This is a genomic window from Microbacterium maritypicum (assembly GCF_008868125.1).
Lineage (GTDB): Bacteria > Actinomycetota > Actinomycetes > Actinomycetales > Microbacteriaceae > Microbacterium > Microbacterium maritypicum.
The window spans coordinates 470,734-490,367 of record NZ_WAAQ01000001.1 but is presented as its reverse complement, the minus strand read 5'-3'; the positions used below and the strand labels follow the sequence as shown (position 1 = coordinate 490,367).

The following is a 19,634-nucleotide window of genomic DNA, read 5'->3' as shown; positions in this document are numbered from 1 at the left end:
CGTTCCTTTACTTGTCATCGGATCGGGGGTCCGTGGGTCGGGGGTCGGGGGAATGCGAGACGGTGGCGCGCGAGCCGGTGACCTCGGCCTCGGGCGTCGCGCTGTCGAGCACCGCAGCGAGCGCCCGCCTGGCGAGGTCGGCACGGTCGCGGGGCGCCCACTTCACCAGTGAGTGCGCGTTCATGCCGTCGACCATCGCGAGCAGCAGCCAGGCTGCGGTGTCGGCACGACCGGCGGCGATGGCTCCGGCCGCAGCGGCACGGGCGAAGATCTGCTCGAGCGCACTCTGCCACCCGTCCATCTCCTGCCGCACGCGCGCGGCGAGCGCATCGTTCCGGGCTCCGAGCGCCCAGGCCTGCACCCAGATGAGGGTGACGTCGTCGCGGTCGGCATCGAGGAGCGTCTCGATGAGTCGCAGCAGGCTCTCGCGCAGGTCGTCGGTGTCGTCGAACGCGGCGATCACCTCTTCGCGCTCGGCCGCCACGATCAGCCCGAAGACGTCGGCGACGAAGGTGTCCATCCCCGGCCGGTAGTGCGCCACGAGTGCGGGGGTGACCCCGACGCGAGCCGCGACCGCGCGGACGGTGAGGCTCTCGAGTCCGCTCTCGCGGGCAAGGCCGATCGCACCGTCGAGGATCGACTGATCGCGCTCCTCCGGCGACATCCGCCGAGTGGACGTACCTGTTGACGTGGTCTTCATCAGGGGTTACCGTAACACCTGTTGATCGCATGTTCAATAGACGAACCGGCAGCAGCGAGGAGATCACGATGAGCTGGCGCATGCCCACCGAGACCGCACGTCACGAGCGCACCTGGATGGCGTTCCCCGCGGAGGGCGAGACCCTCGGTGACACCGACGCCGCCCGCGAGGAGGGCTACGCCACCTGGACCGCCGTCGCCCACGCCGTCGCCGAGTTCGAGCCCGTGTCGATGCTGGTCGATCCGAGCGAGGCCGCCAGGGCCCGGCGCATGCTCAGCAGCAGCATCGAGATCGAGATCGCGCCCGTGGACGAGTTCTGGATGCGCGATTCGGGGCCGACCTTCGTGGTCGACGACGAGCGTCCTGGCGTGCTCGGCGCGGTCGACTGGATCTTCAACGGCTGGGGCGCCCCGGAATGGGCCGAGTGGCGCAAGGCCGCACAGCACGCACGCATCGTGGCGGACGCCGTCGGCGCCGAGCTCGTGAGTTCGACGCTCGTGAACGAGGGCGGCGGCATCCACGTCGACGGCGAGGGCACCGTGCTCCTCACCGAGACCGTGCAGTTGGACCCCCGGCGCAACCCCTACGCCGACAAGCAGCGGATCGAGGCCGAGATGACCCGCACGATCGGCGCGACCACGGCGATCTGGCTCCCCCGTGGGCTCACTCGCGACTACGACGACTTCGGGACGAACGGTCACGTCGACATCGTCGCCACCATCGTGTCGCCCGGGCGGCTGCTGCTGCACGACCAGCAGAACCCCGACCACCCCGATCACGCGGTCACGCGCGAGCTGCGCAGCCTGCTCGCGGAGCAGACGGACGCCGCCGGCCGCCGCTTCGAGGTGATCGGGTTGCCCGCTCCTTCGACGCTCTCCGACGATGAGGGCCCTGTCGACTGGAGCTACGTCAACCACCTCGTCACGAACGACGGCGTCGTGGCCTGCGGCTTCGGCGACGAGAAGGCCGATGCCGCAGCGCGCGAGATCCTCGCCGATGCCTACCCCGGACGCCGTGTGGTCACGGTCGATGCGCGCCCGCTGTTCGCCCGCGGCGGCGGCATCCACTGCATCACCCAGCAGCAGCCCGCCCTCGGCGGAAGCCGCTGATGTTCGACGTGGTCGAGGCGTCCATCGCCGATCTGCGGCGCGCCCTCGACGCCGGAGACACGACCGCCGTCGAACTGGTCGACGCATACCTCGCGCGCATCTCCGCCTTCGACGCCCCCGGCACCGAGACCGCCCTGAACGCGGTCGTCGTCGCCAATCCCCGCGCGCGGAGTGAGGCCGCCGCTTCCGACGCTCGTCACGCCCGCGGGGAGACGCTCGGGCCCCTCGACGGCATCCCGTACACCGCGAAGGACAGCTACCTCGTGCGCGGCCTCACCGCCGCCGCGGGGAGTCCCGCCTTCGCAGAGCTCGTGGCCCAGCGCGATGCCTTCACGATCGAGCGGCTGCGCGCGGGCGGCGCCATCTGCCTCGGACTGACGAACATGCCCCCGATGGCGAACGGCGGCATGCAGCGCGGCGTCTACGGTCGCGCCGAGAGTCCCTACAACGCGGCCTTCCTCACGGCGCCCTTCGCCTCCGGTTCGTCGAACGGCTCCGGCACGGCGACGGCGGCGAGCTTCGCCGCCTTCGGCCTCGGCGAGGAGACCTGGTCGAGCGGCCGTGGTCCGGCGACCAACAACGCGCTGTGCGCCTACACCCCCTCGCGCGGGGTGATCTCGACCCGCGGCAACTGGCCTCTCGTGCCGACCATGGATGTCGTGGTGCCGCACACCCGCTCGATGGCCGACCTGCTCGAAGTGCTCGAGGTCATCGTCGCCGACGACGCCGAGACCCGTGGCGACTTCTGGCGCGCGCAGCCGTGGGTGGCGTTGCCTGCGGCATCGACGGTGCGACCGGAATCGTATCCGGCACTCGCGACAGGCGGCCCCCTCGCCCTCGTCGGCGCGCGTATCGGGATCCCCCGGATGTACATCAATGCGGACCCGGATGCCGGCACTGCCGAGAACCCCGGCATCGGCGGGCCCACCGGCCGGCGCATCGAGACACGGGCGAGCATCATCGAGCGCTGGGAGGCCGCCCGCCGCGACCTCACCGCCGCCGGAGCGACCGTGATCGAGGTCGATTTCCCCGTGGTGTCCAACTACGAGGGCGACCGTCCGGGGGCGCACACCATCGCGACCCGCGGCCTGGTGTCGCCGGAGTACCTGCGCCGCGAGATCGTCGATCTCTCGGCGTGGGCGTGGGAGGACTTCCTGCAGGCGAACGCCGACCCCGCTCTGCACTCGCTCGTCGACGTCGACGGCGCCACGATCTTCCCCCACCCCCAGGGCGCACTCCCCGACCGCTACACGGGCTTCGACGACGACATCGCCGAGTATCCGGGCTGGGTGCGCCGCCACCCCGATGCCTCGTTCACGGACATGCCCGAACTCGAAGACGGCCTGCGCGGCCTGGAGGAGACCCGTCGTCGCGACCTGGAGGTGTGGATGGATGTGCTGCGGCTCGATGCCGTGGTCTTCCCGGCGGTCGCGGATGTGGGTCCGGCTGACATGGACGTGAACCCCGAATCCGCCGACCGCGGCTGGCGCAACGGCGTCTGGATCGCGAACGGCAACCTCGCCGTGCGCCACCTCGGCATCCCGACCGTCACCGTCCCGATGGGGGTGATGAGCGACATCGGCATGCCGATCGGCCTCACCTTCGCAGGTAGGGCATATGACGACACGCGTCTGCTGCGCCTCGCGGCGGCGTTCGAAGCGACATGCGGCCCTGGCACGCGTCGCACGCCGCCGCCGCGCACCCCCGCGCTCTGAGGGACGTCGACGCAGAACATATCACTCCTGTGACGCTCGCCACGAAAGTGATATATTCGGCGCATGCACACCGAGAACGAACGCGCCCTGGAATCCGGCATCGTCACCGACCTCTCCGGCCGGATGACGTACGGCTCCTACCTGGCGCTGGACCAGCTGCTCACCGCGCAGCATCCGGTGAGCGAACCGCAGCACCACGACGAGATGCTGTTCATCATCCAGCACCAGACCACCGAGCTGTGGCTCAAGCAGCTGCTGCATGAACTGTCCTCGGCGCGTGAGCTGCTCGCCCGCGACGACCTCCGCGAGGCGCTGAAGCGCATCGCCAGGGTCAAGCGCATCCAAGACGTGATGACGCAGCAGTGGTCCGTGCTCGCGACCCTCACCCCCACCGAGTACGCGCAGTTCCGCGGGGCACTGGGCAACTCGTCGGGCTTCCAGTCCGTGCAGTACCGGGCGGTGGAGTTCGCCCTCGGCAACAAGAACGAGAAGATGCTGAGCGTCTTCGCCGACCACCCCGCCAACCTCGCTCTGCTCACCGCCGAGTGGGAGAAGCCGACGCTCTACGACGAGTTCCTCCGCTTCGCCGCCCGCCGCGGGCTGCCGATCCCGAGCTCGATCCTCCAGCGCGATGTGCGCGAGCCCTACCGGGAGACCCCGGAGCTGGTGCCCGCGATCCGCGAGATCTACCAGGACCCGAGCCGGTACTGGGACCTGTACGAGGCGTGCGAAGACCTGGTCGACCTCGAGGACAACTTCCAGTTCTGGCGCTTCCGACACCTCAAGACCGTCGCGCGCACGATCGGCATGAAGGTCGGCACCGGCGGCTCCAGCGGCGTCGGCTTCCTGCAGCGCGCGCTGGATCTGACCTTCTTCCCCGAGCTCTACACCGTGCGCACCGAGATCGGCAGCTGATGCACGCCGCGACGTTCTTCGACGGAGTCGAGTGGCGCGAGGGCGTCGTCGAGTTCGTCGACGGGCACCTGCGGCTGCGCGATGCGGTGCCCGCGTCGGGAGCTCCCCGGCTCGATGGTGTGATCGTGGGCGGATTCACCGACCACCACGTGCACCTCCAGCTCATCGAGCATGGCGTGCTGGCAGATTCACGCCTCGGCCGCGTGGTCGACCTGGGCGGAAACCCCGAGGCACTGCGTCTGATCGCCGTGCCGGAACCGGTGTCCGTCCACTTCGCCGGAGCCTTCCTGACCACCCCCGGCGGGTACCCCTCCGACCGCGGTTGGGCGCCGGAGGGCTCGGTGCGCGAGATCGCCGACGCCGCGGCCGCAGCCGACGCCGTCGCGGAGATGGCCGACGCCGGCGCGACCTGCATCAAGGTCACCAGCAACAGTGCCGCAGGACCCGTCCTCACCGACGATCTGTTCCGCACGATCGTGCGGCTCGCTTCCGCTCGCCATCTCCCCGTCGTCGCCCACGCCGAAGGGGCAGGCGAAGCGCGGCGTGTGGTCGGTCTCGGAGCCGCCCGGCTCGCCCACGCCCCGTTCACGGAGCGACTCGACGATGACGAGATCGCGCGCCAGGCCGCCTCCGCCTCCTGGATCTCGACGCTCGCCATCCATGACGACCCCGAGCGTGCGATCGCGATCGACAACGTGCGCCGCTTCCGCACCGCAGGCGGCAGCGTGCTCTACGGGACCGACCTGGGCAACGGACCGATGCCGGTCGATCTGAACCCGCACGAGGTCGCCGCTCTCCGCGAGGCAGGACTCGACGATGCCGCCCTGCTGCATGCTCTCGCCCCCGTGGACCCGCGCGAACCCCACTCCGCTCTCCTCCTCATCCACGGCGGAACCCCGTCGAGCGCCGATCCTCTCGACGCCCGCCCCCTCACCCCCGCAGACCTGAAGGTGTGACATGACCATGACGCCCGACTCCTCACTCCTCGAACTCGCCCGCGCTCTCGATGCGGCCGACCCGCTGCGCGCCCACCTCGATGCCTTCGCCGAGGCTCCTGGCGTCACCGCGTACCTCGACGGCAACTCGCTCGGGCGTCCCCTGCGCGATGTCCCCGAGAAGATCGCCGCCTTCGTGCGGGACGACTGGGGCACGCGGCTGATCCGCTCGTGGGACGAGCAGTGGATGGCGCTGCCGATGGAGCTGGGCGACCGCATCGGACGGGTCGCTCTCGGCGCCGCCCCCGGCCAGACCGTCGTGGCCGATTCGACCAGCGTGCTGATCTACAAGCTCATGCGCGCCGCCACGTCGGCCGACCCGGACCGCACCGAGCTCGTGATCGAGGCGGGCAACTTCCCCACCGACCGGTTCCTCGCCGAGGGCGTGGCCGCCGAGACGGGGATGACGCTGCGGTGGATCGAACCCGACCCGGTGCACGGGGTGACCATCGCCGATGTCGAGGCCGTCGTCTCCACACGCACCGCCCTGGTGTCGCTGAGCCATGTCGACTATCGCTCGGGAGCCCTGGCCGACATGCCGGGTATCACCGCGACGGTACGCGAGGCCGGCGCCCTGATGATGTGGGACCTGTGCCACTCGGCCGGCGTCGTGCCGATGCAGCTCGACGAGTGGGGTGTCGACATGGCTGTCGGCTGCACCTACAAGTACTTGAACGGCGGGCCGGGCTCCCCCGCCTTCGCCTACCTCCGACACGGACTGCAGGGTGTGCTGCGCCAGCCGATCCAGGGCTGGTGGAGCGCGGCCGACATCTTCGCGATGGGGCCGGAGTACGTACCGTCCGGCGACATCCGCCAGCTGCTCAGCGGCACTCCCCCGGTGACATCGATGCTCGCGATGCAGGGGATGCTCGACCTCATCGAGCACTCGACGATCGAGGGCGTGCGGGCCAAGTCGCAGTCGTTGACCGATCTCGCCGTGCGTGCCTACGACGAGGTGCTCGCCCCTCTCGGTGTGCGACTGCTCAGCCCTCGCGATGCCGAGCTGCGAGGCGGACACGTGACGATCGGGCATCCGGACTTCCGCGACGTCACACGTCGCCTGTGGGCCGACGGCATCATCCCGGACTTCCGATTCCCCGACGGCATCCGCCTCGGACTCTCTCCGCTGAGCACCTCGCACGTCGAGACCATCACCGGCGTGCTCGCGGTGCGCGACGCCTTGGAGTCCGGTGACTTCTGACCGTGCCGCCGCGCCCGTCCTCGACGACATCGATGCGCGCCCCGGCAGCACCGCATCGTTGCTGCGGACGTTCATCGGCGTCTTCCTGCGCCCGCTCGGCGGGTGGATCTCCGCCGCCGACCTGGTCGCCCTCGCCGGCGACCTCGGCATCGAACCGGCCCCGGCGCGCACCGGTGTCGCACGCCTCAAGCAGAAGGGCCTGCTGCTCGCCGCCCGTGAGAAGCAGATCGGCTACCGGCTGAACCCGGCAGCGATCCCGATGCTCGAACGCGGCGATCGGCGCATCTTCGAGATGCGCGAGATGACGGACGCCGACACGTGGTGCCTGGTCTCGTTCTCGATCCCCGAGAGCGCGAGGAGCGTGCGCCATCAGCTGCGTCGACGACTGCAGTGGATCGGTGCGGGAGTCGTGTCGCCCGCCCTGTGGATCTGCCCCGGCCACCTTCAGGACGAGGTGGTGCAGATCCTCGACGAACTCGATGCGCGCCCGTGGGCGACGCTGTTCCCGGCATCCGCCCCCGTTCCCGCCGGCAGCCTCGTCGACGCTGCGGCGCAGTGGTGGGATCTGGATGCGCTGCGCGACGAGCACCTCGCCTTCCAGGCGTCGCTCGCAGATCTGCCCGCGGAGCCGTTCGCCGCGTACGTGCAGCTGATCGACCGCTGGCGGGTGCTGCCGTACACCGATCCGGGGCTTCCCCCGTCGATGCTGCCGGCCGATTGGCCCGGTCGTGACAGCTTCGACGAGTTCGCCCGCCGGTCGGCGGCGCTGACAGCACCCGCCTGGGCGCACGTGCGCGCCCGGATCGTCTAACCCGCCCGCCCCGCGACCTCGGCGAGGAAGCCCGCCACGTGCTCCTGCAGTCGCAGGATTCGCAGGTCGCGCGCGAACTCGCGGTCGAACCCCTGGTAGGCCAGCGGCGGCAGGACCCGCACGTTGTGGTTGCAGCCGAACTCGGCGCAGGTGAGCACACCCACGCTGTCGCCCTTGCGCCCGGCCGGTCCGGCCTTGCGCGCCACATACAGCTGCACGTCGTTGCGGAGCGTCACGTCTTCGCACCACGAGCACTGCGCTCTGGCGATCACGCGCTGCTCGGCGCGCTGCAGGAAGACACCGACCGGGGCGTCATCGATCCAGGTGACGACGTAGGCCCGGCGGGGCATCTTCGGGTCGGCCCACCCGAGGAAGTCGAGCCGGTCGAAGTCGATCTCGGCGAATCCGGGCGGAAGGGTCAGGTCGGAGACCTCTTTGCGGGAGGCGTTGAGGAAGGAGGCGCGGATGGCGCGCTCGTCGATGGGACGCATGGGAGTGGTGCTTTCGGAGTGGTCGCCGCGAAGGCGGGTCGATGAGAGGAAGGATCCCGGACACGGTGGCCGGGTACGTCGCGACACCGGGGACGGGGGTTCCGCCTCCGGTGGGTCCTCAGCCTCTGCCTGCGGCGCGGGAAGCGCCTGCAGCTCCGCTCTGCGCCCCGAGGGCGCTCATCGACGACAGCACCCGGCGAGCCTACACCCGTTTGTTTCACTCCATGTCGGCCCGCCTGGGCACCACGCGAAGGGCGTCTTAGTCTTTCCGGAACGTCCGACCAGAAGGAGACCACCGTGTCCACGCCGCTGAACCGCCTTTCGCCCCTCCCGGTGCGTGAGCGTGCGGCGTGCATGTGCAGCCACGGCGGCCGGTGCTCCTCCTTCGCCCCCGGCCATGCTCTGCACCTCATCCAGGCACGCATCGCCTCGGCGACGCCCGCCGGGTGGATCGACGCCCTCGTCGAGTCCGCCGACGCCAGCTCCGGTGACCTCGTGGTGCGCACGCTCGAGGGCGAAGCACATGCGCTGTGGAACGGTTCCGGTGCCGCCCTCGAGGCCGCCCCCGGCACCCCCGTCGCGCTGCACGCGCGCTACGGAGTGCTCGCCGTCGGCGGCACGCAGTTCAACGTCGCCGCCGTCTGATCGTTCTTCCTGAGCCCGCCTCCGGTTCAGGCGCTCGCCATCAGCATGTCCTTCATGGCCGAGCAGGCGTCCATGCAGGCCTGGCACGCCTGAGCGCACATCCGACACACGTCGCTCTCGTCGGCATGCCGCGCACACGCGTCCATGCACGTCTTGCACATCGCGATGCAGGCGTTGAGCATCGCCATCATCGACGCCGGGGTCATCCCCTGCATCCGCATCATCGACCGCATCATGGTGCCTGCCATGTCGGCGCAGTTCATGCAGGCGGGAGAGCAGTCCATCATCTGCGTCGAGCACACCGTGCAGGCCTGTTCGCATGCGGCGCACGCATCCATGCACGCCTGCATGACGGACATGTCCATCATCTGCATGTCGGGCATCGACTCCATGCTCTTCGACATGGCGCCCATCATCATCGAGTCCATCGCACACCGCTTCCTTGGTCGAGGTCCGCGGGCAGGACCACCCGCCTGGCGCCAGGCTAGTCCTTCGCGAGGCGTGAGTCGATGGCGACCGAACGTTGTCACGGCCCGGGCGGATTGTCAATCCCGTGGCCGCTTCTCCGAAGGAGTGAGAGTGTCGGAGGCAATCGATCCGCCTACGAGAGGAGCCGCACATGAGTGCCGCAGACGACATCAAGAACGCCGCCGAGAAGGCCGCCGGAAAGGTCAAGGAAGGCGTCGGAAAGCTCACCGACAACGAGAAGCTCGAAGCCGAGGGCAAGGCGGATCAGGTCAAGGCCTCCGCCAAGCAGGCCGGCGAGAACGTGAAGGACGCCGCGGGCAAGGCCGGCGACAGCGTCCGGGACGCGTTCGAGAAGTAAGACGCCCCACACACCGAAGAGGTGAGGTCCGCCGAAGGGCGGGCCTCACCTCGATGGGTCAGACGTGTGGTGTCGTCAGACCTTGCGGCTGCCGCTGATCGCTCGGATCAACCAGGCGATCACGGCGATCGCGAGGAGGACGAGCCCGACCCACAGGAGGAACTGGAGCGACTGCACCAGTCCTCCGGTGATCGCAAGAATCACTGCGATGACGATGACGATGATCAGGAGGATGTTCATCGGTCTTTCCCTTCTTTCGGCAGGCGCGAACGCCCGACTGTGGTGCCCCCACGTTAGCCGCGGTGGGAGTTCTGTCCGAGGGGGTTGACTTCCGCCCTCCGAGTGCGCGAAGGAGATGGGAACATGCCAGGAAGACGCGACAACGCGCTGAAGGATCCCGAGCTGTACGAAGAGCTCAGGAAAGACGGGGCCTCCAAAGAGAAGGCTGCGCGCATCTCGAATGCCGCGGCGAAGGAGGGGCGCAGCGCCGTGGGGCGTCGCGGCGGCGAGCACGGCGACTATGAGGACTGGACCGTTCCCCAGCTGCGTGCGCGCGCGAAGGAGCTGGGGCTGACCGGCTACAGCGGCAAGCGGAAGTCCGAGTTGATCTCCGCGCTCAGGAATCACTGAGGCCGCCGATGCCGCGCTTCGGCATCGAGGAGGAGTTCCTCTTCCTCGATGAGCATTCGCTGGTGCCCGTGGCCCTCGCCTCCGGCACTCGCGAGCGCATCACGCGCCTCCGCACGGGCGGAGAGGTCACCACGGAGTATCTGACCTCGCAGATCGAGTGCCTGACCGAGCCGGTCGCGAGTGCGATGGATGCCGAGGCGCAGCTGAGGCACCTGCGCGGGCTCATCGGCTGGCATGCCCGGGAGCAGCACGCGATCGCCGCCGGTACCGGCACGCCGTTCGCGACGACCCGCTCCTCCACCGTGTCGCCCTCGCCCCACTACGACGAGGTGGCCGAGCAGCTCGGACACCTCACACGCGATCACGAGGTCAACGGGCTGCACGTGCACGTCGAGGTCACCGATGACGAGGACAGGGTCCGCGCGCTCGATCGCGTGCGCGGCTGGCTCCCCGTGCTGCTGGCGCTCACCGGCAACAGCCCCTTCGTGAACGGACGGGATTCCTCCTTCGCCAGCTGGCGCAGCATCCTGATCCGTCGCCTGCCCTCGTCTTGGGCGCCGCCGCGGTTCCGCGACTACGACGAGTACCGGGCAGGTGTACAGCGCCTCGTCGACGTCGGAGCCCTCGCCGATGCGGCATCGCTGTCGTGGTCGGCACGGATCTCGGAGCGCTACCCCACCGTCGAGGTGCGGGTCTTCGATGCGCAGCTGACGGCCGAGGACGCGGTGTTCGCTGCTCTCCTCTCCCGAGCGATCGTGCTCACCGACGATCAGCCCCTCGCCGACATCGGAGTGGACGGCATCGACGCCTCGCTGTGGACGGCGGCCCGCAGAGGCATGGGTGCGCGCCTGATCGATCCGACGACGGGCGAGATCGAGGATGCCTGGACCGTGGCCGACCGGATGCGGGCATCGATCGCCCCCGCCCTCCGCGAACTCGGCGACGAGGATCGAGTGTGGGAGGGTTTCGAGCGCCTGCGCACACTCGGCACCGGCGCCGACCGGCAACGCCGCGCCGTCCACGACGGTGGAGCGCCCGCACTCGCCGAGCTCCTGCGCGCGGGGACACCGGCCCCGTTCCCCGCCTCCCCGCCGGCAGCTCCGCGCGTGACCGCGCCGAACCCCTGACCGACCTGGCCAAACCGCCCCGACGTCGGCTGCCGGGGGTAGTGTCGGCCTGTGGCATCCTTCGCTCCGCTCCAGCGGCTCGTCATCTCCATCGCGGTGCTCGCGTCATTCGTGACCTTCCTCGACGGCACGGTCGTGAACGTCGCGCTACCCGCGATCAGTCGTGAGCTCGGCGGCGGCATCACCACCCAGCAGTGGGTCGTCGACGCGTATCTCATCACTCTGAGCGCTCTGATCCTGCTCGCCGGTTCGGTGTCGGACGCCTACGGCCGTGTGCTCGTGATGCGGATCGGACTGATCGCCTTCGGCGTCGCCTCCATCGCGGTCGCCGCAGCGTTCGATCCGCTCACACTGATCATCGCCCGCGCCGCCCAGGGAGCCGCGGGGGCGCTGCTGGTGCCCAGCTCGCTCGCCCTGATCACCGCCACGATGCGCGCCGACGTGCAGTCGCGGGCCATCGGAGTCTGGACCGCCTTCACCACCGGTGCGCAACTGGTCGGTCCGCTGCTGGGCGGGCTCTTCGTCGACTACCTCTCCTGGCGATTCGTGTTCCTCATCAACGTCATCCCGATCGGGATCACGCTCCTGCTGCTCTCCCGCCTGCGTCTGCCCGAGCATCCCCGCGGCATCACCGTCGACTGGTGGAGCGGGGCGCTGTGCGCGATCGGTCTCGGCGCCGTGGTCTTCGCGCTCATCGAGCAGCCGAACCTGGGATGGCAGTCGCCCGCGATCTGGATCCCCGCGGTGGCCGGCGCCGCCCTGTTCGCGCTGTTCCTGTGGCGCCAGCAGCGCTCAGCGTCGCCCCTCATGCCGCTGTGGCTGTTCCGCGTGCGCGACTTCGGCTGGGGCAACCTCGCCACGTTCTTCGTGTACGCCGCGCTGTCGCTCAACGGCTTCGTGGTCGGCGTCTACCTGCAGCAGGGCGCGGGGCTCAGCGCGACCGCCGCGGGCCTGGCGAGCCTCCCCATGACGATCCTGATGATCCTCGTCAGCTCGCGCGCGGGTCAGTGGGCGGGCCGATGGGGACCGCGTATCTTCATGACGGTCGGGCCGCTGCTCATGGCCGTCGGCGCCCTGATGCTGCTTCTCGTCTCCACCGACTTCGACTACTGGTGGCAGGTGCTGCCGGCCATGATCGTGATGGGTCTCGGACTCTCCCTCACGGTCGCCCCGCTGACGGCCGCGATCCTGGGGGCGATCGATGAGAACCACTCGGGCATCGCCTCGGCCGTGAACAACGCCGTCTCCCGCGTCGCCGGTCTGCTCGTCGTGGCCATGCTGTCGACCATCGTCGGCGGCACGCTCGACCTCGACGGCTTCCACAACGCCGCGTGGTTCACGGCGATGCTGCTCGTGATCGGCGGCGTGGTCTCGTGGATCGGCATCCGTCGCAATCCGGCCGCGCCGGCGCCGGTCGACGCGGCGGCGACCGATCCTGCCCCGCATTGACCGTGTCGAATCGAAGACTCGCGCGTGGGGGCGCGCGGTCCTGATCGGCGTCGTGGCGCTCGTCCTCACGGCGTGTTCCGCAGCATCGACGATCCTTCCGTCGCCCGCCATCGCCCTCCCGCCCTCGGGCGCCGTGCCCGACTACCAGCTCGGTGGCGCCTACGACCCTTCGCCAGAGGTCGGCATCGTGGGGCGCGACCGGGGCGCGGAGCCCGCACCCGGCGTGTACTCGATCTGCTACGTCAACGGCTTCCAGACGCAGCCCGGTGAACTCGATGCCTGGCCCCGCGAGCTGCTGCTGCAGCGCGACGGCGAGGTCGTCTTCGATCCGGATTGGCCCGATGAGGCACTCATCGACACCTCGAGTGCGGCGCACCGGGAGAAGATCGCCGACACGGTGATCCCCTGGATCGAGGGCTGCGCGGATGCCGGCTTCGACGCGGTCGAGTTCGACAATCTCGACTCGTACTCGCGGTCGGGTGGTTCCCTCTCGCTCGATGACAACCTGGCCCTGGCCGCGCTGCTCGTCGATGCCGCGCACGCCGTGGGGCTCGCCGCCGGCCAGAAGAACGCCGCAGAGGATGCGGCGCTGCTCCACGAGCGGGCCGGTTTCGACTTCGCGGTCACCGAGGAGTGCGCGGCCTATGAAGAGTGCGGCGCCTACACCGCGGTCTACGCCGACCATGTGATCGACATCGAGTACACCGACGAGCTTCCGCGCCCCTTCGCCGAGATGTGCGCCGACGACAGCTCTCCGGATTCCATGGTGCTCCGCGACCGTGACCTCGTCACTCCCGACGACGACGCCTACGCGTTCGAGACCTGCGACTGAGCGGCACTTCTCCTCACAGACCGTCATCCTCGTGCCAGTGCTCCTGCCAGCGCCAGTCGATCGGCTCGGACGCCCGCTGATAGCGGATGTCGGTGGAGAGGCGGATGCGCCCCTGCGGATCGACGTTGTCGGTGCTGGCGTGCACGATGTAGGAGGAGTGCACCATCACGTCGCCCGCGCGATAGTCCGCCATCAGCCAGCGGGCGTCGCGCGCGTCGGCGAGCGCGGGGAGGTCGGCCGTGATCGATGCGGCCGGGCGCCTGTCGCCGCGCGCGCGTTCTTCGGCGAGCGCCCAGTGATGACTGCCTTCGAGGTAGGTGAGGCCGCCCTGCTCGGCGGGGCAGTCTCCCAGGGGGATCCACATCGAGAGCACGCGCTCGCTGCCCTCGCGCAGATAGACGAGGTCGTAGTGGGCCTGCGTGGCCGTGCCGATCCCCGACTCGCCGGGACGGACGTGGCGGATGATCTTGCGCCGGTGCAGATGCACGTCGTCGCCGAGGAACCACTCGAACCATCCGCGGATGTCGGGGTGTGCGGTCAGCGCCGCGTACCGCTCACCGGGAACGATGTCGTCGAACAGGACCGCGCGGATCTTCGCCCTGTCGATCGCTCCCTGCGCTCCGACGCCGACGGCGGGATCGGAGCCCGGCTCCACGATCCCGGTGTCCGCCATCGCGGTGAAGTAGTGCTCGCGGAACGCGGTGACGAGCTGCGGATCGAGCTGCTGCGGCAGGAACAGGTAGCCGTCCCTGCGCAGGCGGCTCCACAGCGCCTGCTTGTCGGTGCGGATGGCGTCCGGCACGGGCTCGATCCACCCGAGCCGAGACGGCGAGTCGTCGAGCGTGTATCCGTTGGAGGTGAACATGATTCCAGGATCAGGGAGACCTGGACTTCCGTCCATGGACTTTCTCGTCAGATAATTGGATTTTCCGGGACGCTCTCGGCACGACTTGGACGATTCTCGTCAATATGTTCTCGGGCTTGCTGTCGCCGGAACGCCGAGGGCGCAGCTCCTGTGCGGCGGTGGAAGATGCGGGAGAAGTAGGCAGCGTCGTCGTAGCCGACCTGCGCGGCGATCTGACCGACATCGAGAGCCGTCTCCGCCAGGAGCGACTGCGCCCGCGCGATGCGCACCTCGATGACGAAGTCGTTCACGGTGAGCCCGGTCGCGGCCCGCACGAGCACCCCCAGCTCGCGGGTGGAGAGCCCGACCGCGGCGGCGCGCGCGGCGACCGACAGGGTGCGGGTGGCGTCGCGGCTGACGAGGTCGATGACGCTCGCGCCGTCCGTCGTCCCCTCCACCGGATCGGCGGCCTCGAGGATGGCGAGCAAAAGCCGCTGGGTCGCGACGGAGGCGGCGATCTCCGCTCGCGGACCCACCGCACCCACGGCCTCTCGCAGCTGATCGAAGATCTCGTCCGCGTCGTCCACCGGACGCGCGAGCGCCTGCACCGGGCGATGGTGTCCTCCCAGTCCGCTCGCCTCGAACGCCGCGAACGACTCGCCCTCGAACAGCACCCAGTGCTCGGACCATCCCCGGGCGTCGGAGCCGTACCCGTGGAGCGTTCCGGGGGTCAGCCAGATCACCGCCGGCCCCAGGACCGGCACCTTCCGGCCGTGCGGTTCGTACTCCTCGTATTCCCCGTGCCCCTCGGAGATGTAGACCAGGCCGCGGGTCGGAAGCGACCGTCGACGAAACGGCGGCTGCGGGCCCGACTGCTCCCCCGCACCGTGGCACGAGATCAGCAGTCGCCGCATCGCATGTCGCGGTGCGGCGTAGTGGGACCAGGAGGACGGCTGCGTCATCGACGTCAGCCTATCCCCGCGCCCGCCGCCGACTCCGACGCCGAGACGGGTACCCGCGCGCATGCCCCGCGCGGCGCGGCCCGTCAAGTCCCTGGCCGGATCTGCTCCTCGCCCGCAGGATACGGATGTGCGCATCGATTGGGAACCCCGACACATGACCTCATCCGCCCCGGCATCCACCCCGGCATCCACCCCGCCTCTCGCGTTCTCCGACAGAGGGGCGCTGAGCCGCGCCGTGATCGCGCACCTCACCGGTTCCGGCGAGGGATCCGGCCACGCGGCACTCGCCGAGGAGGCCGTCGCGGCGAGCGCCGACATCGCCCGCGACGACGACATCCAGCTGGCACTGTTCGTGCTCTACGCCTCCGCGTACGGGTCACTCCCGCAGCTCGACCCCGATCTGGAATGGGACCCCGCGCTTGTGACCACCCGGCGCATCCTCGAGGCGGCGTTCGAGCGCGAACTGCGTGCCGGCGTGCCGATGCCGAGCCTGCCGGAGCCGACCGTCGATGCCGTCGGTCGGTCGCTCTTCGCTCTCGCGGAGGCCGACACGGGGCCGAGCCTTTCCCGGTACTTCGTCAAGAAGGCCACCGCGACGCAGGCGCAGGAGATGCTCATCCAGCGCTCGGCATACACGCTGCGCGAGGCGGACCCGCACTCCTGGGCTATCCCCCGACTGGACGGACGCGCCAAGGCCGCGCTCGTCGAGATCCAGTCCGACGAATACGGCGGTGGCCGTCCGCACCGTGTGCACGCTGCGCTCTTCGCGCGCGCCATGCGGGCGGCAGGTCTCGATGACACCTACGGTGCGTATGTCGACGACCTGCCCGCCGTCACTCTCGCCTCCCTCAACATGATGTCGATGTTCGGCCTCAACCGCCGCCTGGTGGGTTCGATCGTCGGCCACCTCGCCGCCTACGAGATGACCTCGTCGATCCCGTGCCGTCTGTATGCCGACGGCCTGCGTCGTCTGGGCTTCGGCTCCGACGTCTCGGACTACTTCGACGAGCACGTCGAAGCCGACGCGGTGCACGAGCAGATCGCCGCGCGAGACCTCGCCGGCAGCCTCGCCGAGGATCACCCCGAGCTGCTGCCCGACATCATGTTCGGTGCCGCCGCGTGCCTGACCGTCGACGGATGGGGAGGCGCGCACATCCTGGACGCCTGGTCCACGGGCACTTCCTCGCTTCGCACGCGGATGCCGTCATGAGCGCCGGCCACGACCGCCCGACGATCACGCCGTACCCCGACGGCCCGTTGCTCGTGCGCGGCGACGTGGAGCTGCAGACGACCGAGGGCGAGCCGATCGCACCCCACCGCCGCACGGTGGCCCTGTGCCGATGCGGACTCTCCGCCCTCAAGCCGTTCTGCGACGGCACCCACAAGGCGACAGGCTTCCGCACCGACGACTGAGCGGTGTCCCTGCGTCAGTCGCGCTCGTCGACCTCCTTCCCCAGCCGTTGCGAGATCCACACCGGGAGGAAGGAGGCGACGATGACGACCGTCGCGACCACGTTGACCACGTTCGCCTCGTTGGGCCTGGCCATCTGGTTCATGATCCACAGAGGCAGGGTGTCGACGCCCGGCGGGGCGGTGAAGATCGTGACGTAGACCTCGTCGAAGCTGAGCGCGAAGGCGAGGATGGCCCCCGCGATCAGCGCACTGCGGAACTGCGGGAGCGTGACGAGCCGGAAGGTCTGCCACGGACTCGCACCGAGGTCCTGCGAGGCCTCCTCGATGCTCGGGTTCATCCGCCGAAGCCGCGCGAGCACGTTGTTGAAGACCATGACGATGCAGAAGGTGCCGTGCGCGATGATCATGCCGTAGAAGCCGACCTGGATGCCGATCGGCTCCAGCAGCTGGTTGTAGGTGTTGTTCAGGGCGACGCCGGTGACGATGCCGGGGAGAGCGATCGGCAGCACCACCAGGAGGTTCACGGCGCGCTGTCCGAAGAACGAGTACCGCTGCAGCGCGAACGCCACGAGGGTGCCGAGGATGACGGCGATCACGGTCGCCCCGGATGCGACGAGTACCGAGTTCAGGAGCGCGGCGCGCACAGGCTCGCTCGTGAACGCCTTGCCCCACCATTCGAGGGAGAACCCGCTCACCGGCCAGCTGACGATACGCGCGGAGTTGAAGGAGTTGAGCACGACCAGCGCGAGCGGGATGTACATGAACGCGAGGACGATCGCGACGATGACCCCGAGGACGATCTTGGAGGTGCGGGACAGTCTCAGCATGCGCGACTCACATCCTTTCCAGTGCGCCGGTGCGCTGCACGCTCACCAGGTAGATGACGACGAACGCGATGGGTACCAGCGAGTACGCGGCCGCCAGCGGGGGGTTCAGGTTGATGTTCGATGCGATCACGCTGCCGATCATCTGGGTGTCTCCGCCGACGAACCGGGCGACCAGATAGTCCCCGAGGCTCAGGGAGAACGTGAAGACGGAGCCGGCGATGAGGGCCGGCTTGATGATCGGCAGCACCACCGATGCGATCGTTCGCCATGACCCGGCACCGAGGTCGGCGGAAGCGTCGAAGAGGTTCGGCGGCACCTGGCGGATCGCGGTGTACACCGGCACGGCCATGTACGGCAGCCACAGGTAGGTCAGGGTGAGCACGACAGTGAGCACGCTGAAACCCGGTCCGGAGAGACCGAACGGCGCCAGCAGCCAGTTCGCGAACCCCTGCTCGGTGAACGTGATCCGCATCGCGAGGACCTTCACCAGGTACCCGGCCCACAGCGGCAGGGTGATCGACACGGCCAACAGCGCCCGCAGCCACGGCGACGCGACCTTGGCCATGAAGATGCCGAGGGGCACCGAGATGAGGATGGCGAGCACCGTCACGGCGAGGGCGATGCCCAGCGTGCGCATCGACGTCGACAGATAGGCGGGGTTGACGAAGAGCTGCTCGAAGTTGCGCAGCGTGAACCCCGGCTTCACCTTGGAGGTGAAGGGGTCGGTGATCCAGAAGGCGGTCACGAGGAGCATGACCAGCGAGAAGATGTAGATCCCGATGAGCCAGGTCATCGGAAGGGCCAGGAGCCCGGCGATCCGGAGGCGGCGCTTCATGTCGATCCCGTTCGTGGTTGCGGAAGATGCGGGAGGGTGAGGGGGCGGGTCGGCAGGACCCACCCCCTCGATGCGGCTCAGCCCTTGACCGAGAGCCAGGCGTCCGTCCACTGCTGGAAGTTGGTGCAGGTGACGTCGGTGCGGCCGTCGATGCACTGCTCGATCGGCGTCGTCCAGAACCAGACCTTCTTGAAGTACTCCTCATCCGTGGCGTTGAAGTAGTCGCAGTGCGCCTTCGCCTCCTCGCTGGTGTCGCAGAACGCGGCGTTGGCCGGGGCCATGCCGAAGTTCATCGCGATCGCGCCGTTCACCTCCGGCGAGGACGAGTAGTCCATCCATGCGTACGCGCAGTTCGGGCTCTTCGACTCGGCGGCCAGCATCCAGGCGTCCGACCAGCCGGTCGAGCCCTCCTCGGGCAGCACGCTCTTGAACCTGTCGTCCTCCGTGAGCTTGCGCAGCACCTCCCATGAGGTGCCGAGCACCGTGGTGCCGCCCGCGAACGACGTGATCTGCGCGGCGGGGTCGGACCAGTACTCCGACACGATCTCGTTCTGCTGCTTGAGCAGCTCGACGGCGGCCTTCAGCTGCTTCTCGTCGAGCGCGTACGGGTTCGTGATGCCGAGGTCGGGCTCGTGCGCCATGAGGTACACCGCGGCGTCGGCGATGTAGATCGGGGCATCGTAGGCGATGACCTTACCCGCGTAGGGGCTGTCCTTCTCCCATGCGACATCCCAACTGGTGGGCTCCTCGGTGACGACGTCGCTGTTGTACTGCAGGATGTTCGCGCCGCGGCCGATCGGGATGCCGTACGACTTGCCGTTGATGGTGTCGTAGATCTGGCCCTTCATGCCCTCGACGATGTCGTCGCCGAAGTTCGGGATGAGCTCGAGGTTGAGCGGCTGCACGTCGCCGCCCGCGATCAGGCGCAGACTCGCGTCGCCCGAGGCGGAGACCAGGTCGTAGTCGCCGGTGCGCATGAGCTGCACCATCTCATCGCTGGTTCCGGCGACGCGGCGGTTCACCACGCATCCGGTCTCGGCGGTGAACGCGTCGCTCCACGCCGGCTCGACGAATCCGCTCCAGGCGACGATGTTCACCTCGCCCTCGTAGTCGCCGAGTTCCTCCTGCATGGCGATGTCGGGAACGTCGATCTGGAGTTCGCCGGAGCCCTCGGATGCCGTCTCGCCTCCGGTGGCGCAGCCGGAGAGGGCGAGGACGGCGACGGCCGCCATCGCCGTGGTGGCCAGGATCTTCTTACGCATGGATCGCTCCTTTGTGATCAGTGCTGGGGGTGGGGATGTTGCGGT

General features: G+C 69.1%; 23 protein-coding genes. 14 read left to right on the top strand and 9 right to left on the bottom strand.

What is annotated here, in order from left to right; genetic code table 11:
- Positions 1-7: 7 nt before the first annotated feature.
- On the bottom strand, positions 8-700 hold the full coding sequence (locus F6W70_RS02390; protein WP_151485826.1) for a TetR/AcrR family transcriptional regulator: 693 nt from the start codon (positions 698-700) through the stop codon (positions 8-10).
- Positions 701-768: 68 nt separating this feature from the next.
- Here F6W70_RS02390 and F6W70_RS02385 point away from each other — a divergent pair, with 68 nt between their 5' ends.
- The 6 genes from F6W70_RS02385 to F6W70_RS02360 all read left to right on the top strand — a co-directional run bounded on the left by F6W70_RS02385 (position 769) and on the right by F6W70_RS02360 (position 7,446).
- Positions 769-1,809, top strand: a complete 1,041-nt coding sequence (locus F6W70_RS02385) for an agmatine deiminase family protein (protein ID WP_151485825.1) — start codon at positions 769-771, stop codon at positions 1,807-1,809.
- The gene (locus tag F6W70_RS02380; protein WP_151485824.1) at positions 1,809-3,524 is read left to right on the top strand and encodes an amidase; all 1,716 of its coding nucleotides are present in this window, start codon (positions 1,809-1,811) and stop codon (positions 3,522-3,524) included. Before F6W70_RS02385 ends, F6W70_RS02380 begins: the two co-directional genes overlap by 1 nt.
- Positions 3,525-3,587: 63 nt before the next feature.
- Positions 3,588-4,439 carry a tryptophan 2,3-dioxygenase gene (locus F6W70_RS02375; protein ID WP_055865810.1) on the top strand — a complete coding sequence of 284 codons (852 nt, stop codon included), beginning with the start codon at positions 3,588-3,590 and terminating at the stop codon, positions 4,437-4,439.
- Positions 4,439-5,395, top strand: a complete 957-nt coding sequence (locus F6W70_RS02370; protein WP_151485823.1) for an amidohydrolase family protein — start codon at positions 4,439-4,441, stop codon at positions 5,393-5,395. Before F6W70_RS02375 ends, F6W70_RS02370 begins: the two co-directional genes overlap by 1 nt.
- 1 nt (position 5,396) lies before the next feature.
- Positions 5,397-6,635 carry a kynureninase gene (locus tag F6W70_RS02365; protein ID WP_318278779.1) on the top strand — a complete coding sequence of 413 codons (1,239 nt, stop codon included), beginning with the start codon at positions 5,397-5,399 and terminating at the stop codon, positions 6,633-6,635.
- Positions 6,625-7,446: a PaaX family transcriptional regulator gene (locus F6W70_RS02360; protein ID WP_055865816.1), complete on the top strand. Its 822-nt coding sequence runs from the start codon at positions 6,625-6,627 to the stop codon at positions 7,444-7,446. Before F6W70_RS02365 ends, F6W70_RS02360 begins: the two co-directional genes overlap by 11 nt.
- On the opposite strand, the gene F6W70_RS02355 is transcribed toward F6W70_RS02360, so the two are convergent.
- Positions 7,443-7,937, bottom strand: coding sequence for an FBP domain-containing protein (locus F6W70_RS02355; protein ID WP_055865818.1), 495 nt, complete (start codon positions 7,935-7,937; stop codon positions 7,443-7,445). The genes F6W70_RS02360 and F6W70_RS02355 overlap by 4 nt on opposite strands.
- 297 nt (positions 7,938-8,234) lie before the next feature.
- Here F6W70_RS02355 and F6W70_RS02350 point away from each other — a divergent pair, with 297 nt between their 5' ends.
- On the top strand, positions 8,235-8,582 hold the full coding sequence (locus F6W70_RS02350; protein ID WP_055865820.1) for a hypothetical protein: 348 nt from the start codon (positions 8,235-8,237) through the stop codon (positions 8,580-8,582).
- Positions 8,583-8,608: 26 nt separating this feature from the next.
- Here the strand turns inward: F6W70_RS02350 and F6W70_RS02345 are convergent, their stop codons facing one another.
- Complete coding sequence (locus F6W70_RS02345; protein WP_167497454.1) at positions 8,609-8,965, bottom strand: four-helix bundle copper-binding protein; 357 nt, start codon at positions 8,963-8,965, stop codon at positions 8,609-8,611.
- 236 nt (positions 8,966-9,201) lie between these two features.
- On the opposite strand from F6W70_RS02345, the gene F6W70_RS02340 reads away from it, so the two are divergent.
- A complete protein-coding gene (locus F6W70_RS02340; RefSeq protein ID WP_017829324.1) occupies positions 9,202-9,408 on the top strand; it encodes a CsbD family protein in 207 nt (68 codons plus the stop codon).
- Between the two features lie 75 nt (positions 9,409-9,483).
- Here F6W70_RS02340 and F6W70_RS17755 read toward each other — a convergent pair whose 3' ends face one another.
- Positions 9,484-9,648 carry a hypothetical protein gene (locus tag F6W70_RS17755; RefSeq protein ID WP_017829325.1) on the bottom strand — a complete coding sequence of 55 codons (165 nt, stop codon included), beginning with the start codon at positions 9,646-9,648 and terminating at the stop codon, positions 9,484-9,486.
- 123 nt (positions 9,649-9,771) lie between these two features.
- Here F6W70_RS17755 and F6W70_RS02335 point away from each other — a divergent pair, with 123 nt between their 5' ends.
- From F6W70_RS02335 to F6W70_RS02320, 4 genes are read left to right on the top strand one after another with little or no spacing between them, the layout of a single operon-like run.
- Positions 9,772-10,038 carry a DUF7218 family protein gene (locus tag F6W70_RS02335; RefSeq protein ID WP_017829326.1) on the top strand — a complete coding sequence of 89 codons (267 nt, stop codon included), beginning with the start codon at positions 9,772-9,774 and terminating at the stop codon, positions 10,036-10,038.
- An 8-nt stretch (positions 10,039-10,046) separates the two neighbouring features.
- Entirely contained in the window at positions 10,047-11,165 is a 1,119-nt protein-coding gene (locus tag F6W70_RS02330; RefSeq protein ID WP_151485822.1) for a carboxylate-amine ligase, read from the top strand.
- Between the two features lie 51 nt (positions 11,166-11,216).
- Positions 11,217-12,614 (top strand): MFS transporter, encoded by a 1,398-nt coding sequence (locus F6W70_RS02325; RefSeq protein ID WP_151485821.1) that lies wholly within the window; start codon positions 11,217-11,219, stop codon positions 12,612-12,614.
- A gap of 52 nt (positions 12,615-12,666) precedes the next feature.
- Complete coding sequence (locus F6W70_RS02320; protein WP_318278778.1) at positions 12,667-13,446, top strand: endo alpha-1,4 polygalactosaminidase; 780 nt, start codon at positions 12,667-12,669, stop codon at positions 13,444-13,446.
- 13 nt (positions 13,447-13,459) lie between these two features.
- Here the strand turns inward: F6W70_RS02320 and F6W70_RS02315 are convergent, their stop codons facing one another.
- Together F6W70_RS02315 and F6W70_RS02310 are read right to left on the bottom strand one after the other, a co-directional pair.
- Complete coding sequence (locus F6W70_RS02315) at positions 13,460-14,311, bottom strand: phytanoyl-CoA dioxygenase family protein (RefSeq protein WP_151485819.1); 852 nt, start codon at positions 14,309-14,311, stop codon at positions 13,460-13,462.
- A gap of 47 nt (positions 14,312-14,358) precedes the next feature.
- Positions 14,359-15,252: a helix-turn-helix domain-containing protein gene (locus F6W70_RS02310; protein WP_170287844.1), complete on the bottom strand. Its 894-nt coding sequence runs from the start codon at positions 15,250-15,252 to the stop codon at positions 14,359-14,361.
- A 154-nt stretch (positions 15,253-15,406) separates the two neighbouring features.
- Between F6W70_RS02310 and F6W70_RS02305 the strand changes: the two genes are divergently transcribed.
- Positions 15,407-16,462 carry an iron-containing redox enzyme family protein gene (locus tag F6W70_RS02305; protein WP_151485817.1) on the top strand — a complete coding sequence of 352 codons (1,056 nt, stop codon included), beginning with the start codon at positions 15,407-15,409 and terminating at the stop codon, positions 16,460-16,462.
- Entirely contained in the window at positions 16,459-16,665 is a 207-nt protein-coding gene (locus F6W70_RS02300) for a CDGSH iron-sulfur domain-containing protein (protein WP_055865842.1), read from the top strand. Before F6W70_RS02305 ends, F6W70_RS02300 begins: the two co-directional genes overlap by 4 nt.
- A gap of 14 nt (positions 16,666-16,679) precedes the next feature.
- Here the strand turns inward: F6W70_RS02300 and F6W70_RS02295 are convergent, their stop codons facing one another.
- The 3 genes from F6W70_RS02295 to F6W70_RS02285 form a co-directional block, all read right to left on the bottom strand.
- The gene (locus F6W70_RS02295; RefSeq protein WP_055874351.1) at positions 16,680-17,492 is read right to left on the bottom strand and encodes an ABC transporter permease; all 813 of its coding nucleotides are present in this window, start codon (positions 17,490-17,492) and stop codon (positions 16,680-16,682) included.
- A 7-nt stretch (positions 17,493-17,499) separates the two neighbouring features.
- Positions 17,500-18,327: an ABC transporter permease gene (locus F6W70_RS02290; RefSeq protein ID WP_017829335.1), complete on the bottom strand. Its 828-nt coding sequence runs from the start codon at positions 18,325-18,327 to the stop codon at positions 17,500-17,502.
- Positions 18,328-18,404: 77 nt separating this feature from the next.
- On the bottom strand, positions 18,405-19,589 hold the full coding sequence (locus F6W70_RS02285) for an extracellular solute-binding protein (protein ID WP_055865850.1): 1,185 nt from the start codon (positions 19,587-19,589) through the stop codon (positions 18,405-18,407).
- Positions 19,590-19,634: the final 45 nt, after the last annotated feature.

What these genes read in the sequence shown, in the direction of transcription:
- F6W70_RS02290 (WP_017829335.1), bottom strand. Translation starts at nt 18,327, where the DNA reads ATGAAGCGCCGCCTCCGGATCGCCGGGCTCCTGGCCCTTCCGATGACC.
- F6W70_RS17755 (WP_017829325.1), bottom strand. Translation starts at nt 9,648, where the DNA reads ATGAACATCCTCCTGATCATCGTCATCGTCATCGCAGTGATTCTTGCG.
- F6W70_RS02285 (WP_055865850.1), bottom strand. Translation starts at nt 19,589, where the DNA reads ATGCGTAAGAAGATCCTGGCCACCACGGCGATGGCGGCCGTCGCCGTC.
- F6W70_RS02365 (WP_318278779.1), top strand. Translation starts at nt 5,397, where the DNA reads ATGACCATGACGCCCGACTCCTCACTCCTCGAACTCGCCCGCGCTCTC.
- F6W70_RS02385 (WP_151485825.1), top strand. Translation starts at nt 769, where the DNA reads ATGAGCTGGCGCATGCCCACCGAGACCGCACGTCACGAGCGCACCTGG.
- F6W70_RS02305 (WP_151485817.1), top strand. Translation starts at nt 15,407, where the DNA reads ATGACCTCATCCGCCCCGGCATCCACCCCGGCATCCACCCCGCCTCTC.
- F6W70_RS02380 (WP_151485824.1), top strand. Translation starts at nt 1,809, where the DNA reads ATGTTCGACGTGGTCGAGGCGTCCATCGCCGATCTGCGGCGCGCCCTC.
- F6W70_RS02355 (WP_055865818.1), bottom strand. Translation starts at nt 7,937, where the DNA reads ATGCGTCCCATCGACGAGCGCGCCATCCGCGCCTCCTTCCTCAACGCC.
- F6W70_RS02315 (WP_151485819.1), bottom strand. Translation starts at nt 14,311, where the DNA reads ATGTTCACCTCCAACGGATACACGCTCGACGACTCGCCGTCTCGGCTC.
- F6W70_RS02300 (WP_055865842.1), top strand. Translation starts at nt 16,459, where the DNA reads ATGAGCGCCGGCCACGACCGCCCGACGATCACGCCGTACCCCGACGGC.
- F6W70_RS02310 (WP_170287844.1), bottom strand. Translation starts at nt 15,252, where the DNA reads ATGACGCAGCCGTCCTCCTGGTCCCACTACGCCGCACCGCGACATGCG.
- F6W70_RS02370 (WP_151485823.1), top strand. Translation starts at nt 4,439, where the DNA reads ATGCACGCCGCGACGTTCTTCGACGGAGTCGAGTGGCGCGAGGGCGTC.
- F6W70_RS02375 (WP_055865810.1), top strand. Translation starts at nt 3,588, where the DNA reads ATGCACACCGAGAACGAACGCGCCCTGGAATCCGGCATCGTCACCGAC.
- F6W70_RS02390 (WP_151485826.1), bottom strand. Translation starts at nt 700, where the DNA reads ATGAAGACCACGTCAACAGGTACGTCCACTCGGCGGATGTCGCCGGAG.
- F6W70_RS02340 (WP_017829324.1), top strand. Translation starts at nt 9,202, where the DNA reads ATGAGTGCCGCAGACGACATCAAGAACGCCGCCGAGAAGGCCGCCGGA.
- F6W70_RS02295 (WP_055874351.1), bottom strand. Translation starts at nt 17,492, where the DNA reads ATGCTGAGACTGTCCCGCACCTCCAAGATCGTCCTCGGGGTCATCGTC.
- F6W70_RS02335 (WP_017829326.1), top strand. Translation starts at nt 9,772, where the DNA reads ATGCCAGGAAGACGCGACAACGCGCTGAAGGATCCCGAGCTGTACGAA.
- F6W70_RS02345 (WP_167497454.1), bottom strand. Translation starts at nt 8,965, where the DNA reads ATGCCCGACATGCAGATGATGGACATGTCCGTCATGCAGGCGTGCATG.
- F6W70_RS02330 (WP_151485822.1), top strand. Translation starts at nt 10,047, where the DNA reads ATGCCGCGCTTCGGCATCGAGGAGGAGTTCCTCTTCCTCGATGAGCAT.